The sequence below is a fragment of the Streptomyces sp. NPDC059909 genome, assembly GCF_042730885.1.
Classification (GTDB): Bacteria; Actinomycetota; Actinomycetes; order Streptomycetales; family Streptomycetaceae; genus Streptomyces.
This window is the reverse complement of sequence record NZ_JBHWKX010000026.1, coordinates 56000-73181: the sequence shown is the minus strand read 5'-3', so window position 1 is coordinate 73181 and position 17182 is coordinate 56000. Positions and strand designations below refer to the sequence as shown.

The 17182-nt window shown below is 69.3% G+C and carries 15 protein-coding genes and 1 riboswitch; of the genes, 11 read left to right on the top strand and 4 right to left on the bottom strand.

The genetic code is table 11. The annotated features are described in order from the left end of the window. Positions 1-54: 54 nt before the first annotated feature. Positions 55-1551 carry a hypothetical protein gene (locus tag ACFV9O_RS19430; RefSeq protein WP_385419389.1) on the bottom strand — a complete coding sequence of 499 codons (1497 nt, stop codon included), beginning with the start codon at positions 1549-1551 and terminating at the stop codon, positions 55-57. Between the two features lie 77 nt (positions 1552-1628). Continuing rightward, on the bottom strand, positions 1629-1835 hold the full coding sequence (locus ACFV9O_RS19425; RefSeq protein ID WP_385419388.1) for a hypothetical protein: 207 nt from the start codon (positions 1833-1835) through the stop codon (positions 1629-1631). 129 nt (positions 1836-1964) lie between these two features. On the opposite strand from ACFV9O_RS19425, the gene ACFV9O_RS19420 reads away from it, so the two are divergent. Beyond that, the gene (locus ACFV9O_RS19420; protein WP_385419386.1) at positions 1965-2939 is read left to right on the top strand and encodes a carbohydrate kinase family protein; all 975 of its coding nucleotides are present in this window, start codon (positions 1965-1967) and stop codon (positions 2937-2939) included. 198 nt (positions 2940-3137) lie between these two features. Here the strand turns inward: ACFV9O_RS19420 and ACFV9O_RS19415 are convergent, their stop codons facing one another. After that, positions 3138-4502, bottom strand: coding sequence for a cysteine desulfurase/sulfurtransferase TusA family protein (locus ACFV9O_RS19415; RefSeq protein ID WP_385419384.1), 1365 nt, complete (start codon positions 4500-4502; stop codon positions 3138-3140). 271 nt (positions 4503-4773) lie between these two features. Here ACFV9O_RS19415 and coxB point away from each other — a divergent pair, with 271 nt between their 5' ends. From coxB to ACFV9O_RS19395, 4 genes are all read left to right on the top strand, one after another. Then, on the top strand, positions 4774-5742 hold the full coding sequence (gene coxB / locus ACFV9O_RS19410; RefSeq protein WP_385419382.1) for a cytochrome c oxidase subunit II: 969 nt from the start codon (positions 4774-4776) through the stop codon (positions 5740-5742). Next, complete coding sequence (gene ctaD / locus ACFV9O_RS19405; RefSeq protein ID WP_385419380.1) at positions 5739-7472, top strand: cytochrome c oxidase subunit I; 1734 nt, start codon at positions 5739-5741, stop codon at positions 7470-7472. Before coxB ends, ctaD begins: the two co-directional genes overlap by 4 nt. Next, the gene (locus ACFV9O_RS19400; protein WP_385419378.1) at positions 7469-7867 is read left to right on the top strand and encodes a cytochrome c oxidase subunit 4; all 399 of its coding nucleotides are present in this window, start codon (positions 7469-7471) and stop codon (positions 7865-7867) included. The genes ctaD and ACFV9O_RS19400 overlap by 4 nt, the downstream gene beginning before the upstream one ends. 120 nt (positions 7868-7987) lie before the next feature. Continuing rightward, complete coding sequence (locus ACFV9O_RS19395) at positions 7988-9238, top strand: Ig-like domain-containing protein (protein WP_385419375.1); 1251 nt, start codon at positions 7988-7990, stop codon at positions 9236-9238. Positions 9239-9293: 55 nt separating this feature from the next. Here ACFV9O_RS19395 and ACFV9O_RS19390 read toward each other — a convergent pair whose 3' ends face one another. After that, the gene (locus tag ACFV9O_RS19390; RefSeq protein WP_385419372.1) at positions 9294-9695 is read right to left on the bottom strand and encodes a hypothetical protein; all 402 of its coding nucleotides are present in this window, start codon (positions 9693-9695) and stop codon (positions 9294-9296) included. 191 nt (positions 9696-9886) lie between these two features. Here ACFV9O_RS19390 and ACFV9O_RS19385 point away from each other — a divergent pair, with 191 nt between their 5' ends. The 6 genes from ACFV9O_RS19385 to ACFV9O_RS19360 all read left to right on the top strand — a co-directional run bounded on the left by ACFV9O_RS19385 (position 9887) and on the right by ACFV9O_RS19360 (position 17175). After that, positions 9887-10507: a heme-copper oxidase subunit III gene (locus ACFV9O_RS19385; protein ID WP_385419370.1), complete on the top strand. Its 621-nt coding sequence runs from the start codon at positions 9887-9889 to the stop codon at positions 10505-10507. Between the two features lie 65 nt (positions 10508-10572). Then, entirely contained in the window at positions 10573-11382 is an 810-nt protein-coding gene (locus ACFV9O_RS19380) for a c-type cytochrome (protein ID WP_385419368.1), read from the top strand. Beyond that, the gene (locus ACFV9O_RS19375; RefSeq protein ID WP_385419366.1) at positions 11379-12431 is read left to right on the top strand and encodes a Rieske 2Fe-2S domain-containing protein; all 1053 of its coding nucleotides are present in this window, start codon (positions 11379-11381) and stop codon (positions 12429-12431) included. Before ACFV9O_RS19380 ends, ACFV9O_RS19375 begins: the two co-directional genes overlap by 4 nt. Next, positions 12428-14056, top strand: a complete 1629-nt coding sequence (locus tag ACFV9O_RS19370; protein WP_385419363.1) for a cytochrome bc complex cytochrome b subunit — start codon at positions 12428-12430, stop codon at positions 14054-14056. The genes ACFV9O_RS19375 and ACFV9O_RS19370 overlap by 4 nt, the downstream gene beginning before the upstream one ends. A gap of 127 nt (positions 14057-14183) precedes the next feature. Then, a complete protein-coding gene (trpD, locus tag ACFV9O_RS19365) occupies positions 14184-15275 on the top strand; it encodes an anthranilate phosphoribosyltransferase (protein WP_385419360.1) in 1092 nt (363 codons plus the stop codon). Positions 15276-15372: 97 nt separating this feature from the next. After that, positions 15373-15490, top strand: a riboswitch (SAM riboswitch). A gap of 221 nt (positions 15491-15711) precedes the next feature. Then, complete coding sequence (locus ACFV9O_RS19360) at positions 15712-17175, top strand: aminotransferase class V-fold PLP-dependent enzyme (RefSeq protein WP_385419358.1); 1464 nt, start codon at positions 15712-15714, stop codon at positions 17173-17175. Positions 17176-17182: the final 7 nt, after the last annotated feature.

Here is a 17182-nt window from a genome sequence, read left to right as displayed (position 1 = left end):
AGGGCGGCGGCCCCGACCATGTCGGGCCGCCGCCCTCGGCGTATCCGTGACCGCTCACGTACGGGGCACGCGGTCCCCGCTCTGCGCGTCGACGACCGGGCGGCCACCGAGCGGCGTGTCCAACGTCACTTTCTCCGTCAACTCCTTGGCGATCATGATGCAGACCCGCTCCGGATCGGGCCGTGACTCGATGATCCGGACCTTCACCTGGCTGGCGCTCTCCTCCGCCTCGGCCGAGTAGTCGCTGCACACCCCGCCCCAGAAGTGCAGGGCCAGCGTCCGCCCGCCGTCCTCGACGGTGTAGGACTCGACGCTCCGCACGGACGTCTCCGGCAGCTGGGTCGGGTCCGGTGACGGCAGCCGCTTCGCCGGCGGCATCGAAGGCGCCGGCGACAGATGCTCGGGAGCCACCGCGGGGTGCGTGACGGTGAACGGCAGGGCGTCGCCCTCCGGGTCCACCTCGAACAGCCAGGACGGTACGAGCGCGGGCCGGCCCTCCACGGAGTGCACCGCGAGTCCGAAGACCGCCTTGCTGATCGTCACCGGCTTCGCCGCGCCGGAGTGCGGCGTCCCGGGCTGCGGTTCGCATGGCGCGGCCGGCTGGTCCGCCGGCCGGTCGGCCGGTACGGGAGTCGCACAGCCGCCGATCCCGATCGGACCGCTGTCCCGCGCGGTCTCGTTCAGCTGCTTCAGCGCCTCGCCCGCGCCGATCACCGGATACTCGGCGCCCTTCACCGGCTTCGCCAACTGCCCGCTGCCGCCGACCACCTGCCCGTCGCTGCCGACCTGGATCCCGGTCGGCCAGCCGTACGTCGGCAGCCCGCCGACCACCGGATCGGCGTTCACCACCCGGACCGCGCCCATCGTCTGGGTCGCGTCCAGCCGGGCGTCGCTCTGGCCCACCGCCGCCAGCACGGGAGCGGCCGCCTTCTTGGCGGTCTCCTCGCTCACCGCCGGGAAGGCCGAGTCGCCGCCCGTGCCGGTGTTCGGATCGCCCCCGCCCGGACAGGGCTTGACCTGGGTGCAGTCGTCGCCCTTCGGTGACGGGCCGAACCTGGCGAACGACCAGGTGCCCGGAGCCTGCCGGTTCACCTGGAGCATCGGCCCGCCGGAGTCCTTCTCCGCGCCGATCTTCCATACGTCGCCGACGGCGCGCGGACTGCCCGCCACCCCGAGGGCCGCGGCCAGCCGGGTGACCTCGGCCGCGCCGACCGTCCCGCTCGCGCGGTACACAGGGGCGGAGTCGGGGCCGTCGGGGAGCTCGCCGTCGAACCGGTACTCCGGGCCGCCCGGGTCGGGCTCACCAGGGGCGATTCCGACGGGCGGGCCATGCTCCGTATAGCCGTCCAGGGCGAGCGGGGGAGGCGGCGTGGTCCGCCCGGCGCCCGGCGCCGCGGCACGGCCTGCGCCGCCGTCGGACGCCGTGGTGGCCCAGTACGCACCGCCACCGCCGGCGAGCAGAACCGCCGTGGCCACCGACGCGACGGCCAGCGGGAAACGCCGCCGGCGCGGGCCGTCGGCGGTCGTGGGGGGCCGCTCCGTGCTGTTCACCGCATCGCTCCTTCGGACCCGTAACGGGGGACACCCCTGTGACGGGGCGGGGGAGCGTGCGGTTCCCGCCTACGTCGTCAGCCGCCGTACGGGGACATGGCACCGACCAGCCGGGCGGATGCGGGGGACACGACCACGCCATGGATCAGCGACGGCGGCACGGGCACGGCTGCCGCGACGGGCGGGACCGTCCAGTGCGGGGCCATCCGTGCGCTCTCACCGCGCAACTCGGCGAGGCTGATCTCGGTCTCCCGCAGGTCACGCGGGGCGATGTGCTTCGGCATAGGGGCACCGTACGCAGGGTTGCACGGCGGAAAAAGACCTACTATCGGGTAGTTTCCGCACTTCAGCGGAGCTCGTGGAAACCGGTAGCGTTAACTGTCCTTCCCGCCTCCCTCCAGGAGCACCCCGCCGTGCGAATCGCAGTCACCGGCTCCATCGCAACCGACCACCTCATGACCTTCCCCGGCCGCTTCGCCGACCAGCTGGTCGCGGACCAGCTGCACACGGTCTCCCTCTCCTTCCTGGTCGACAACCTCGATGTACGCCGGGGAGGGGTCGGCGCAAACATCTGCTTCGGCATGGGTCAGCTCGGCACCCGCCCGATCCTGGTGGGAGCGGCCGGTGCCGACTTCGACGAGTACCGCGCGTGGCTGGACCGGCACGGCGTCGACACGTCGTCCGTACGGATCTCCGAGGTGCTGCACACCGCGCGCTTCGTCTGCACGACGGACGCGGACCACAACCAGATCGGCTCCTTCTACACCGGCGCGATGAGCGAGGCCCGGCAGATCGAGCTGAAGTCGGTCGCGGACCGTGTCGGCGGGCTCGACCTGGTGCTGATCGGCGCCGACGACCCCGAGGCGATGCTGCGGCACACCGAGGAGTGCCGCTCGCGCGGCATCCGGTTCGCGGCGGACTTCTCGCAGCAGATCGCGCGGATGAACGGTGACGAGATCCGGATACTGCTGGACGGGGCGACGTACCTCTTCTCCAACGAGTACGAGAAGGGCCTCATCGAGTCCAAGACGGGCTGGACGGACGAGGAGATCCTGGCCCGCGTCGGCCACCGGGTCACCACGCTCGGCTCGCGCGGTGTCCGCATCGAGCAGGCGGGCCAGGAGAGCATCGAGGTCGGCTGCCCGGAGGAGGACTCCAAGGTCGACCCGACGGGTGTCGGCGACGCCTTCCGCGCGGGCTTCCTCTCGGGTCTGTCGTGGGGTGTGAGCCTCGAGCGCGCCGCGCAGGTGGGCTGCATGCTCGCGACCCTGGTCATCGAGACGCTGGGCACCCAGGAGTACACGCTCCGCCGCGCCCACTTCATGGACCGCTTCACCAAGGCCTACGGCCACGACGCCGCCGCCGAGGTCCGGGCGCACCTGGCCTGACCCGGGGGCTCTACGCCTCCAGACCCTGCTCGCCTGCGCGCGACCGCACGGGCCGGCCCGGCACCGTCCGGCCGGCCCGCGTGTCCGTCCTCGAACGCCGGACGGGCTTGGATGCCCTCCCACCGCGGGTGCTCCGGTATGCAGGTCCCGAAGCGCCGGACGGGATTGACGGAGCCGGTACCGCGGGGCGCCCCCGGTTCAGGAGCGCCGCCGCACCACGTACGCCGTGCCCCGGTCCGCCGGGTGTTCGCCCTCGTAGTCCTGGCCCCGCATCTCGCACCACGCGGGGATGTCGAGCCGCGCCGCCTCGTCGTCGGAGAGAACGGTGACCGTGCCGCCCACCGGTACGTCCCCGATGACCTTGGCCAGCTCGATGACGGGGATGGGGCAGCGCTTGCCCAGCGCGTCCACGACGAGCGAGGTCTCCCCGGCGGACGGCGGGGGCGAGACCGGGGCGTCGAGCCGGCGGCGGACGTCGCCGACGACCCCCGGCAGGACCTCCAGGAAGCGGTCCACGTCCTGCTCCGCCGTGCCCACCGGCAGGGACACCCGCACATTGCCCTCGGTCAGGACCCCCATGGCGCGCAGGACATGGCTCGGCGTCAGCGTCGAGCTCGTGCACGACGAGCCCGACGAGACGGAGAACCCGGCCCGGTCCAGCTCGTGCAGCACGGTCTCTCCGTCGACATAGAGACAGGAGAAGGTGACCAGATGGGGCAGTCGGCGCACCGGATCGCCGACCACCTCGACGTCCGGGACCAGCTCCGGCACCCGCGCGCGGATCCGGTCGACCAGGGGCCGGAGCCGTGCCGACTCGGTCGCCGCCTCCTCCCGTACCGCCCGGAGGGACGCCGCGGCCGCCACGATGGCCGGGATGTTCTCGAAGCCGGGCGCGCGCCCCGACTCCCGTTCGTCCGCGGGGTCTTGGGAGGCGAACCGGACGCCCTTGCGCACCGCGAGGAGCCCGACGCCGGCCGGGCCGCCCCACTTGTGCGCGCTCGCGGTCAGCAGTGACCAGTCCCCGGCGACCGGTCCCCACGCCAGCGACTGTGCCGCGTCGACGAGCAGTGGCACACCCGCGGCCCGGCACACCGAGGCCACATCGGCGACGGGCTGCTCCGTACCCACCTCGTGGTTCGCGGACTGGAGGCAGGCCAGCGCCGTGTCCTCCCGCAGCGCGGCGGCGTACGCCTCCGGCGTCACCGCGCCCGTGCGCTCCACCGGCACCTCGGTGACGTCGAAGCCCTCCGCCGCATGCAGTACCGCCGAGTGCTCCACCGCCGACACCACGACATGGCTCCCGACACGCCGGCGTCCCGCCATCGCCCCCGCCATGCCCGAATGAATGGCGCGGGTCCCCGAAGAGGTGAAAACCAGCTCGTCCGGGCGGCACCCCACGGCCTCCGCCGCGGCCTCGCGCGCCGCGTCCAGGAGCAGCCGCGCCCGCCGCCCCTCGCGGTAGAGCCGGGCGGGATCCGCCCACCCCTCGTCGAGGGCGGCCTGCAGGGCCTGCCGGGCGACCGGGTGCAGCGGAGCGGATGAAGCGGCATCGAAGTAGGGCACACAGCCACGCTAGCGCGCACCACCGAAGAGGGCGTCAGAAGGCCGTCGAAGGCCGGTCGTCGGGGGCCCGGCGCAGGGCGCGGAACGGGACAGTCCACCCCTTCGGGTCGTCGGACGGCGCGTTGGGCACCCTCCCCGCGCGACCCCAAATAGCGTCCAGTAGGGTTTGGTCCGCATAAACATCCAAACCCCTGCCCGCGTCAGGGCCGGCGACCGACCAGCGAGACGGCCGCAGCCGGCCGCGCGGGCGAGACTCTCGGGAAGGCGCTACGTGAGTCCCAACGGCTCCGACCGCTCGTCGCGGCGCCCGATGCGGCGGAAGCTGCCGCAGGTGCTGACTGCGGGCTTGATCGTGGCAACCGCCACGGGTTGCTCCCCCACTTGGGAGGACTTCCCCCGCCTTGGAATGCCTACTCCGGTCACGGAGGAGGCTCCGCGGATCCTCTCCCTCTGGCAGGGATCCTGGGCGACCGCCCTCGCCGTGGGCGTCCTGGTGTGGGGTCTGATCCTGTGGAGCGTGATCTTCCACCGGCGCAGCCGCACCAAGATCGAGGTTCCCCCGCAGACCCGGTACAACATGCCCATCGAGGCGCTGTACACCGTGGTCCCGCTCATCATCGTTTCGGTGCTCTTCTACTTCACGGCCCGGGACGAGTCGAAGCTCCTCGCCCTCTCCAAGCCGGCCCACACCATCAACGTGGTCGGCTACCAGTGGAGCTGGGGCTTCAACTACGTCGAGGACGTGGACGGCAACGCCGCCACGGGCGACGCGAAGGCCGACAAGAACCTGAAGGCCGTTCCGGACCAGTACACGCAGGACTTCCCCAAGGGTGCCGACGGCGTCTACCAGGCCGGTATCCCCGGCGACCGGAACCCGCAGACCGGCAACCCGGGCCCCACGCTGGTGCTGCCGAAGGGGGAGAAGGTCCGCTTCATCCTGACCTCCCGTGACGTGATCCACTCCTTCTGGGTGGTCCCCTTCCTGTTCAAGCAGGACGTCATCCCCGGCCACACCAATGTCTTCGAGGTGACGCCGAACCGGGAGGGCACCTTCTTGGGCAAGTGCGCCGAGCTCTGCGGTGTCGACCACTCCCGGATGCTCTTCAACGTCAAGGTCGTCTCCCCGGAGCGCTACCAGGAGTACCTGAAGGAGCTGGCCGAGAAGGGTCAGACCGGCTTCATCCCGTCGGGCATTGAGCAGTCGGACCCGGCCCGGAATGCGGAGAAGAACCAACTGTGAGCATCCTCAACGAATCCCAGGGTGCCGTCGCGGCTGACGACTCGTACGAGAACGAGCTCCCGGTCCGGCGCAGGCAGCCCGGCAGTGTGGTGGTGAAGTGGCTGACCACCACCGACCACAAGACCATCGGTACGCTCTACCTGGTCACGTCGTTCGTCTTCTTCTGCATCGGCGGTGTCCTGGCGCTCTTCATGCGCGCCGAGCTGGCCCGTCCGGGTACGCAGCTCATGTCGAACGAGCAGTTCAACCAGGCGTTCACGATGCACGGCACGATCATGCTGCTGATGTTCGCGACGCCGCTGTTCGCCGGATTCGCGAACTGGATCATGCCGCTGCAGATCGGCGCGCCCGACGTGGCGTTCCCGCGGCTGAACATGTTCGCGTACTGGCTGTACCTCTTCGGCTCGATCATCGCGGTGGCCGGCTTCCTCACCCCCCAGGGTGCGGCCGACTTCGGCTGGTTCGCCTACTCCCCGCTGTCGGACGCGGTCCGCTCGCCGGGTGTCGGCGCCGACATGTGGATCATGGGTCTGGCCTTCTCCGGCTTCGGCACGATCCTCGGTTCGGTCAACTTCATCACCACGATCATCTGCATGCGCGCACCCGGCATGACGATGTTCCGGATGCCGATCTTCACCTGGAACGTGCTGCTGACCGGTGTGCTGGTCCTGCTCGCCTTCCCGGTGCTGGCCGCGGCCCTGTTCGCCCTGGAGGCGGACCGTAAGTTCGGCGCCCATGTCTTCGACTCCGCCAACGGCGGCGCGTTGCTGTGGCAGCACCTCTTCTGGTTCTTCGGGCACCCAGAGGTGTACATCATCGCCCTGCCGTTCTTCGGCATCGTCTCGGAGGTCATCCCGGTCTTCAGCCGCAAGCCGATGTTCGGTTACATCGGCCTGGTTGCCGCGACCATCGCGATCGCCGGTCTGTCCGTGACCGTGTGGGCCCACCACATGTACGTCACCGGCGGAGTGTTGCTGCCGTTCTTCTCCTTCATGACCTTCCTGATCGCGGTACCGACCGGTGTGAAGTTCTTCAACTGGATCGGCACCATGTGGAAGGGCTCGCTGTCCTTCGAGACCCCGATGCTCTGGACGATCGGCTTCCTGATCACCTTCACCTTCGGTGGTCTGACCGGCGTCATCCTGGCCTCGCCCCCGATGGACTTCCACGTCTCCGACTCGTACTTCGTCGTCGCGCACTTCCACTACGTCGTCTTCGGCACCGTGGTCTTCGCGATGTTCGCCGGATTCCACTTCTGGTGGCCGAAGATGACGGGCAAGATGCTGGACGAGCGGCTCGGCAAGATCACCTTCTGGACGCTGTTCATCGGCTTCCACGGCACGTTCCTCGTCCAGCACTGGCTGGGTGCCGAGGGCATGCCGCGCCGTTACGCGGACTACCTCGCCGCCGACGGCTTCACCATGCTGAACACGATCTCGACCATCAGCTCGTTCCTGCTGGGCCTGTCGATGCTGCCGTTCCTCTACAACGTCTGGAAGACGGCCAAGTACGGCAAGAAGGTCGAGGTCGACGACCCGTGGGGCTACGGCCGTTCGCTCGAATGGGCGACGTCCTGCCCGCCGCCGCGGCACAACTTCCTCACCCTGCCGCGGATCCGTTCCGAATCCCCGGCGTTCGACCTGCACCACCCGGAGATCGCTGCACTCGAGCTCGAGCACGCCGGTCACGGCACCAGCGCCATCGCCGCTGACAAGGAGGCCGGCAAGTGAAGATCCAAGGCAGGATGTTCATCTGGCTGAGCGTCTTCGTCCTGGCCATGGCCATCCTCTACGGCGTGTGGTCGAAGGAGCCGGCCGGTACGACGGCCCTGTTCCTGGCGTTCGGTCTCTGCATCATGGTCGGCTACTACCTGGCCTTCACGGCCCGGCGCGTCGACGCGATGGCCCAGGACAACAAGGAGGCCGATGTCGCGGACGAGGCCGGTGAGGTCGGCTTCTTCTCGCCGCACAGCTGGCAGCCGCTGTCGCTGGCGATCGGCGGTGCCCTCGCCTTCCTCGCGATCGCGATCGGCTGGTGGCTGCTCTACTTCTCGGCTCCGCTGGTCCTGATCGGCGTCTGGGGCTGGGTCTTCGAGTACTACCACGGCGAGAACCAGAACCAGTAGCTCCCGAGCTGCTCCGCACTGCGCAGGGGCCCGGACACTCACCCGTTGGGGTGGTGTCCGGGCCCCTCGTTTGCAGTCCTCCGGCGCGCCGCCGCCGGGTGTTCTTCATAGCGTGTGCTCATGAACGTCATACCGCGCAAGCGCGCCATAGCCGGCTGCACCGTGCTGGTCATGTCACTCGCGGCGGCAGCCGCGTGCGGTGGTCACGAGCGCCACCCGCTGTCGGCGAGGCCGTACGACGCCGCCAAGCAGGTCACCCTCAACGCCCCTACCGGAAGCCGCAAGGCCGACCCCGAGAAGGCCCTGGAGGTCAGGGCGAAGGGGAAGGACGGCCGAATAACGGACGTGACGGCCGTCGACGCCGCAGGCCGCTACCTCGCGGGTGAACTCGCCGCAGACGGCAGCAGATGGCGCTCCACGGGCCCCCTGGCCGCCGGTACGCGCTACACCGTCAAGGTCGCCACGGAGGACAAGGGCGGCGCCCCCGGTGCCCGTGTCCAGACCTTCGAGACGGCTCCCGCCAAGCACACGCTGAAGATAGAGCTGGGTCCGAAGGCGGGCACGTACGGCGTCGGCCAGCCCATCACCGCCGAGTTCAGCGAGCCGGTGAGGACCAAGGAGGCCAGGGCCGCCGTCGAGCGTGCGCTGACCGTCCGCTCCAGCCCCGCGATGGCCGGGGCCTGGCACTGGGTGGACGACAAGAAGGCGCACTACCGCCCCAAGGAGTACTGGCCCGCGGGCGCCACCGTCCAGGTGCACAGCAACCTCCAGGGCGTCAGGCTCGGCGACAAGCTCTACGGCGGTGCCGTCGAACCCCTCAGGCTGTCCATAGGCGACCGCATAGAGGCGATAACGGACGCCGGCGCGCACCAGATGACGGTCCTGCGCAACGGGGAAGTGATCAACACCATTCCCGTGACCACCGGCAAGCCGGGCTTCTCCACCCGTAACGGCGTCAAGGTCGTGCTCGGCAAGGAGTACTTCGTCCGCATGCGCGGTACCAGCATCGGCATACCCGACGGCAGCTCCGAGTCCTACGACCTGCCCGTCTACTACGCGACCAGGGTCACCTGGAGCGGTGAATACGTCCACGCCGCGCCCTGGTCCGTCGGCTCCCAGGGATGGGCCAACGTCAGCCACGGCTGCACCGGGATGTCCACGGGCAACGCGGCCTGGTTCTTCAACACCGTCCGCGAGGGAGACATCGTCAAGGTCGTCAACAGCCTCGGCAGCACGATGGATCCGTTCGGGAACGGCTTCGGCGACTGGAACCTGTCATGGGACAAGTGGCAGGGCGGCAGCGCCCTGCTGGAAGGCGCCAGGGAGGGCAGCAGCCCCGCGGACGTGGCACGGCTCCAGCCCCAGGTGTGAGCGCGCCAGGGCCCGGAGTCCCCGGAATTCCGGGCCGCGCGGGGGGCGGACCGCCTCAGTGGTTCGCGCCCAGCCTCGTACGCAACAGGGCGGCCAGCGCCTCCGCGAACTCCACCGGCTCGACCGGAAGCGTCACGGCCGCGTCCGCACGGCTCCAGGTGGCCAGCCAGGCGTCCTGCGGGCGTCCCATGAGCACCAGCACCGGAGGGCAGCGGAAGATCTCGTCCTTGATCTGCCGGCACACGCCCATACCGCCCGCGGGGACGGCCTCGCCGTCCAGGACACAGGCGTCGATACCGCCCTTGTCCAGTTCCGAGAGGACCGCGGGCAGCGTGGCGCACTCGATGAACTCGACCGGGGGAACATCGGCGGCCGGGCGGCGGCCCGTGGCGAGCCGTACCTGTTCGCGGGTGCCGGCGTTGTCGCTGTACACCAGCACGGTGGCGGTCGACTGCATTGTTCCTCCGGTTCGTCAGCAAGAACTGCGGGGTGCACCGATGCGCGGGATGCTACCCCTCCCGACGCGCTGTCAGCACCGGTTCGACAGGGCAAAGGACGGCCTTTCGATGGGCCGTTCGGGCTGGACACGGGGTACGGACACACCGAACGGCACCCCCCGGAGTGAGGGCTGGATAAGCGACCGACATAATGTCGGTCGTGGCGACAGCAACGACAGTAGAAACCGGGCACGCGCACCCGTCGGTCAATCGGCCGAACCTCACCAGCGTCGGAACCATCATCTGGCTGAGTTCCGAGCTGATGTTCTTCGCGGCCCTCTTCGCGATGTACTTCACCCTGCGATCGGTGATGGGTGCCGAGTACTGGACAGAACAGGCTTCGTTCCTGAACTTCCCGTTCTCGGCGACCAACACCACGATCCTGGTGCTCTCCTCCCTCACCTGCCAGCTCGGCGTCTTCGCCGCCGAGCGCGGTGACGTGAAGAAGCTGCGCACCTGGTTCGTGATCACGTTCGTGATGGGTGCGATCTTCATCGGCGGCCAGGTGTTCGAGTACACCGAGCTGGTCAAGCACGAGGGCCTGTCGCTCTCGTCCGGCCCGTACGGCTCGGTCTTCTACCTGACCACCGGCTTCCATGGTCTGCACGTGACGGGCGGTCTCATCGCCTTCCTGCTGGTTCTCGGCAGGACGTACGCGGCCAAGAGGTTCACCCACGAGCAGGCAACCGCCGCCATCGTCGTGTCCTACTACTGGCACTTCGTCGATGTCGTCTGGATCGGCCTCTTCGCCACGATCTACATGATCAAGTAGCCGGGCTCGCTCCCGCACCCATTCCAGAAGCATCGACGCAGAAGATCCTGACACCGGGGTAATCCGTGAAAAAGCTCTCCGCACGACGACGCCATCCGCTGGCGGCGGTCGTCGTCCTACTCCTCGCGCTGGCGGCCACTGGGGGGCTGTACGCCGCGTTCGCACCCGCGGACAAGGCGCAGGCCGATGAAACCGCCCAGTCCCTCGCCATCGAGGAGGGCAAGAAGCTCTACTCCGTCGGCTGCGCCAGCTGCCACGGAACCGGCGGTCAGGGCACCTCAGACGGCCCGTCCCTGGTAGGCGTCGGCTCCGCCGCAGTGGACTTCCAGGTCGGCACCGGCCGTATGCCCGCGCAGCAGCCGGGCGCTCAGGTGCCGAAGAAGAAGGTCATCTACAAGCAGGCCGAGATCGACCTGCTCTCGGCGTACATCGCCTCCCTCGGAGCCGGCCCGGTCACGCCGACCGAGAAGCAGTACAGCCCGGAAGGGGCCAACATCGCCAACGGCGGTGACCTGTTCCGCACCAACTGCGCCCAGTGCCACAACTTCACCGGTGAGGGCGGCGCCCTGACCCACGGCAAGTACGCGCCGAACCTCGCGGGCTCGAGCCCGAAGCACATCTACGAGGCCATGCAGACCGGCCCGCAGAACATGCCCTCCTTCCCCGACACCACCATGCCGGAGCAGGAGAAGAGGGACATCATCGCGTACCTCCAGACCGTGAACAGTGGTGAGTCCGAGAACCCCGGTGGCCTGAAGCTGGGTGGACTCGGCCCGGTCACCGAGGGTCTGTTCGCCTGGATCTTCGGTCTGGGTGCCTTGATCGCAGTCGCCATCTGGGTCGCGGCCCACACCGCTAAGGCCAAGAAGTCATGAGTAGCCAAGACATTCCAGAAGAGACCCTGCCCTCGGAGCAGGAGCACGCGCGCGGAGCGGTGGCCGTCAAGGAGGATCCGTTCGCGGATCCCGGCCTGCCGCCGCACAAGCCGCGCATCCAGGACATCGACGAGCGGGCCGCCAAGCGGTCCGAGCGCACGGTCGCCCTCCTGTTCACGCTGTCGATGCTCGCCACGATCGGCTTCATCGCGTCGTACGTGATCTTCCCGGTCGACGAGATCGTCTACATCTGGCCGATCGGTCACATCAGCGCGCTGAACTTCGCGCTCGGTATGACGCTCGGCATCGCGCTGTTCTGCATCGGCGCGGGCGCCGTCCACTGGGCGCGCACCCTGATGTCCGACGTGGAGATCACGGACGAGCGGCACCCGATCGCCGCCGAGCCGGAGGTCCGGGCCAAGGTCCACGCCGACTTCGCGGCCGGTGCCGAGGAGTCCGGCTTCGGCCGGCGCAAGCTGATCCGCAACACGATGTTCGGTGCGCTGGCCATGGTGCCGCTCTCCGGCGTGATGCTGCTGCGCGACCTGGGTCCGCTGCCCGAGGAGAAGCTGTTCCACACGCTGTGGGCCAAGGGCAAGCAGCTCATCAACATGAACACGCACGAGCCGCTGCGCCCGGAGGACATCCCGGTCGGTTCGCTGACCTTCGCGATGCCCGAGGGCCTGAGCGAGCACGACCACAACTTCCAGACGCAGATCGCCAAGGCCGCCCTGATGATCGTCCGGATCCAGCCGGACGAGATCAAGGACAAGCGCGAGCTCGAGTGGTCGCACGACGGCATCGTGGCGTACTCGAAGATCTGCACCCACGTCGGCTGCCCGATCTCCCTGTACGAGCAGCAGACGCACCACGTGCTCTGCCCGTGCCACCAGTCCACCTTCGACCTCTCCGACGGCGCCCGCGTCATCTTCGGCCCGGCCGGTCACGCCCTTCCGCAGCTGCGGATCGGTGTGAATGACGAAGGCTTCCTCGAGGCGCTCGGCGACTTCGAAGAGCCCGTCGGTCCTGCCTTCTGGGAGCGCGGATGAGTACTACGGCAACTGACGCGAAGCGCAAGGCACCCGCCGGCGAGCGGGTGGCCGACTGGGCCGACGGCCGCCTGGGGATCTACTCCCTGGCCAAGGCCAACATGCGCAAGATCTTCCCGGACCACTGGTCCTTCATGCTGGGTGAGGTCGCGCTCTACAGCTTCATCATCATCATCCTCACGGGTGTGTACCTGACGCTGTTCTTCCACCCGTCGATGAACGAGGTGGAGTACCACGGCTCGTACGTGCCGATGCAGGGTGTCCTGATGTCGGAGGCGTACGCCTCGACGCTGGACATCAGCTTCGACGTGCGTGGCGGTCTGCTCATCCGGCAGATCCACCACTGGGCCGCCCTGATCTTCCTCGCGGCGATGTTCGTGCACATGATGCGCGTCTTCTTCACGGGCGCCTTCCGCAAGCCGCGTGAGGTCAACTGGCTGTTCGGCTTCCTGCTGTTCGTCCTGGGTATGTTCACCGGTTTCACCGGCTACTCGCTCCCGGACGACCTGCTCTCCGGCACCGGTGTCCGCTTCACGCAGGGCGCGATCCTGTCCATGCCGGTCGTCGGCACGTACATCTCGATGTTCATGTTCGGCGGAGAGTTCCCCGGCGGCGACTTCGTCGCCCGGTTCTACTCGATCCACATCCTGCTGCTGCCGGGCATCATGCTCGGCCTGCTGGCGGCGCACCTGATCCTGGTCTTCTACCACAAGCACACGCAGTTCGCGGGCCCGGGCCGGACGAACAAGAACGTCGTGGGCATGCCGCTGCTGCCGATCTACACGGCCAAGGCCGGAGGCTTCTTCTTCCTGGTCTTCGGTGTGATCGCGGTGATCGCGGCGGTCGCCCAGATCAACCCGATCTGGGTCATCGGCCCCTACCGTCCGGACCAGGTGTCCACCGGCGCCCAGCCCGACTGGTACATGGGCTTCGCCGAGGGTCTGATCCGCTTCATGCCGGGCTGGGAGATCAACCTCTGGGGCCACACGCTGGTCCTGGGCGTGTTCATCCCGCTGATGCTCTTCGGAGTCGCGCTTGCGGCGATCGCGGTGTACCCGTTCTTCGAGTCCTGGCTCACCGGGGACAAGCGCGAGCACCACATCGCGGACCGGCCGCGCAACGCGCCGACCCGTACCGGGTTCGGTGTGGCCTGGGTCACCATGTACATGATCATGCTGGTCGGTGGTGGAAACGACCTCTGGGCGACCCACTTCAACCTGTCGATCAACGCGATCACCTGGTTCGTCCGGATCTTCTTCATCGTCGGCCCGGTCATCGCGTTCATCGTGACCAAGCGGATCTGCCTGGGTCTGCAGCGGCGCGACCACGACAAGGTGCTGCACGGACGTGAGTCCGGCATCATCAAGCGGCTGCCGCACGGTGAGTTCGTCGAGATCCACGAGCCGCTCAGCCAGGGCGACCGCTACAAGCTCACCGCGCACGAGCAGTACGAGCCGGTCGAGATCGGCCCGACGGTCGACAAGAACGGCGTCGAGCGCAAGGTCAAGAGCGGCGAGAAGCTCCGGGCGAAGCTCAGCAAGGGCTATTTCGGCGAGGGGAACCAGATCTCCAAGCCGACCGCCGAGGAGTACCAGGAGATCACGAGCGGCCACGGCCACCACTGATTCCCACCCACTGATCCGAGCGATCGCCACGGCAGGAGCCCCGTCCATTCACCGGACGGGGCTCTTTGCCGTCCCCCGGGATGGATAGGGTGGTGGCATTCCTGTACGAACGGACCCAGGAGCGACCATGAGCGCTGTGACCCCCGCTGGTGGGGGTACCCCCAGCGGAGCGAGGGGGAGCACTACCGCGGCGGGCCTCTCCTGGCCCTCCGTCCTGGACTCGCTGCTGTACGGGCGCGACCAGAGCGCCGACGCCACCGCATGGGCCATGGACCGGATCCTGCGGGGCGAGGCCACCGACGCGCAGATCGCCGGGTTCGCCGTCGCGCTCCGGGCCAAGGGCGAGACCGTCGAGGAGATCACCGGGCTCGTGCGGACGATGTACGACCACGCCCGGACCATCGACGTCCCCGGGCCGAGCGTCGACATCGTGGGCACGGGCGGCGACGGCGCCAAGACCGTCAACATCTCGACCATGTCCGCGATCGTGGTCGCCGGCACCGGAGCGAAGGTCGTCAAGCACGGTAACCGGGCCGCGTCCAGCGCGAGCGGTGCGTCCGACGTGCTCGAGAAGCTCGGCGTCAATCTGGAGCTGACGCCGGAGCGGGTCGCCGAGGTCGCGGAGGAAGCGGGCATCACCTTCTGCTTCGCCGTGAAGTTCCATCCCGCGCTGCGGCACGTGGCGGCGGCGCGCAAGGAACTCGGTATTCGTACGACGTTCAATTTCCTGGGGCCGCTGACCAACCCCGCCCGGGTGATGGCCCAGGCAACGGGCGTCGCCGACGCACGGATGGCGCCGATCATGGCCGGGGTGCTGGCCGAGCGCGGCTCCAGTGCGCTGGTCTTCCGCGGCGACGACGGCCTGGACGAGCTCACGACGACCGCGACCTCCCGGGTGTGGGTGGTCCGGGACGGCGCAGTGCGCGAAGAGGCCTTCGACCCCCGGGACGCCGGCATCGAACTGGTGCCGGTCGAGGCGCTGCGGGGCGCGGACGCCTCGTACAACGCGGATGTCGCGCGCCGGCTGCTGGCCGGCGAGACCGGTCCGGTGCGGGACGCGGTCCTGCTGAACTCGGCGGCCGCGCTCGCCGCCCTGGAGCCCGGCGAGGGCACTCTGGTGGACCAACTGCGGGCCGGGATCGCGAAGGCCGCGGAGTCCATCGACTCGGGCGAGGCACGCCGGGCGCTGGACCGGTGGGTGACGGCCAGCAACCGCTGAACCCGCCGCGCACGCCGACGGGATGTGGCGCAAGGCGCAGTCCACAGTGCGGACTGCGCCTTGCGCGTCCCCCGGCGTGTGGCAGGATGCTTTCCAAGGTCATGAGTGACAGCGATTACGGCCCCGGCCCGCTGTCCGGCAACCCTCCGTCCGTGGCGGGGTGCCCCGGGTGAAGACCAGGCCGTGGGCAACGAGGTCCACGGCAAGCGCGGACCCCTTGGACATCGGTGAATGTCACAGCCCTGGGGTCCTGGTCCTCAAGGGAGCAGTCTCGTGAGCAAGCGAATGCGCTAGGGCCCGCCGGCCCCCTTTTTCCACACCTCCGTACGAGCCGTTTCGCCGTACGTCGAGGCAACACCCGTATGCGGAGCGGCAGTTCCGCCGCTGTGCGGGTTCTTCACAGCCATTTCGCCTTTTCCTGCCGGGAGATACCGCCATGTCCGTGCGCCCTGACACCGTCGAAACCGTCGCCGCCGACGCGGCCGCCGACTCCGCTGCCGACCCCTGCTGTGCCGCTCCGCTGCCGGTGCTCGGCCGGGACGTCACCGTCCCGCTCGTCACCGGTGGCGAGGTCACCTACGCCGCCCTCGACTACGCGGCGAGCGCACCCGCCCTGCAGCGGGTCTGGGACGACGTGGCCGCGTACGCCCCGTACTACGGCAGCGTGCACCGCGGCGCCGGGTACCTGTCGCAGCTGTCCACGGACCTGTTCGAGAACAGCCGGGCAACGGTCCACGAGTTCCTCGACTGCCGCGAAGGCGACCAGGTCGTCTTCACCCGCTCGACGACGGACTCGCTGAACCTGCTGGCCCAGGCGCTCCCCGCCGACTGCCAGGTCTTCGTCTTCGAGACCGAGCACCACGCCTCCCTGCTGCCGTGGCGGGACGCGCGGGTGACCTACCTGAACGCGCCCCGCACACCCGGACAGGCCGTGCGGACCCTGGAACTGGCGCTCGCTGCCCGTGACCCGTACGGCCCCGCGCTGGTGTGCGTGACCGGCGCGTCGAACGTCACCGGTGAGCTGTGGCCCGTACGTGAACTCGCCGCCGCCGCACACGCCCACGGCGCCCGTATCGTCCTCGACGCCGCGCAACTCGCGCCGCACCACCCCGTCTCCGTACGGGACCTGGACGTCGACTGGGTCGCCTTCTCCGGGCACAAGCTGTACGCGCCCTTCGGCTCCGGTGTGCTCGCCGGGCGGGCGGACTGGCTGCAGGAGGCGGAGCCGTACCTCGCGGGCGGTGGCGCCTCGCGCAAGGTCGCGCGGCGCACGGACGGCGGTGTGGACGTCGACTGGCACACCACCGCCGCTCGCCACGAGGCCGGTTCGCCGAACGTCATCGGCGTCTACGCCATCGCGTCGGCGTGCAAGGCCCTGACTGCAGCCGGGTTCGAGTCGCTGGTCGCGCGCGAGCAGCACCTCGTCGCCACCGTCCGCGCGGGCCTCGCGGAGGTGCCCGAGGTCAAGGTCCTGTCGCTGTTCGGCGACGACACTTCCCCCGGCTCCGCCGGGGGGACCCCCAGGGTCGGCGTCATCTCCTTCGTGGTGGAGGGCTGGAACAGTTCGCACTTCGCCGCCGCGCTGTCCGCCGAGTACGGCATCGGCGTCCGTGACGGACTCTTCTGCGCCCACCCCCTGGTCCGCACCCTGCTGGGCAGCGACCCGCAGGAGGTCGGCGAGTGCGGGGCGCCGGAGGCCGAGCCGGGCGAGCGAAGCGAGGTGGGGGTCCTCCCGGCCGAAGGCTCGGGGAGGTCGCTGAACGCGATCCGGGTGAGCTTCGGGGCCGGTACGCCGGACGAGCACGTCGAGCGGTTCGTCCGGGCCGTGAAGGAGCTCGTCCGCGACGGCGCCAAGTGGGACTACCGCACCGAGGACGGGCGCTGCGTGCCCGCGGTCTGAGACACGG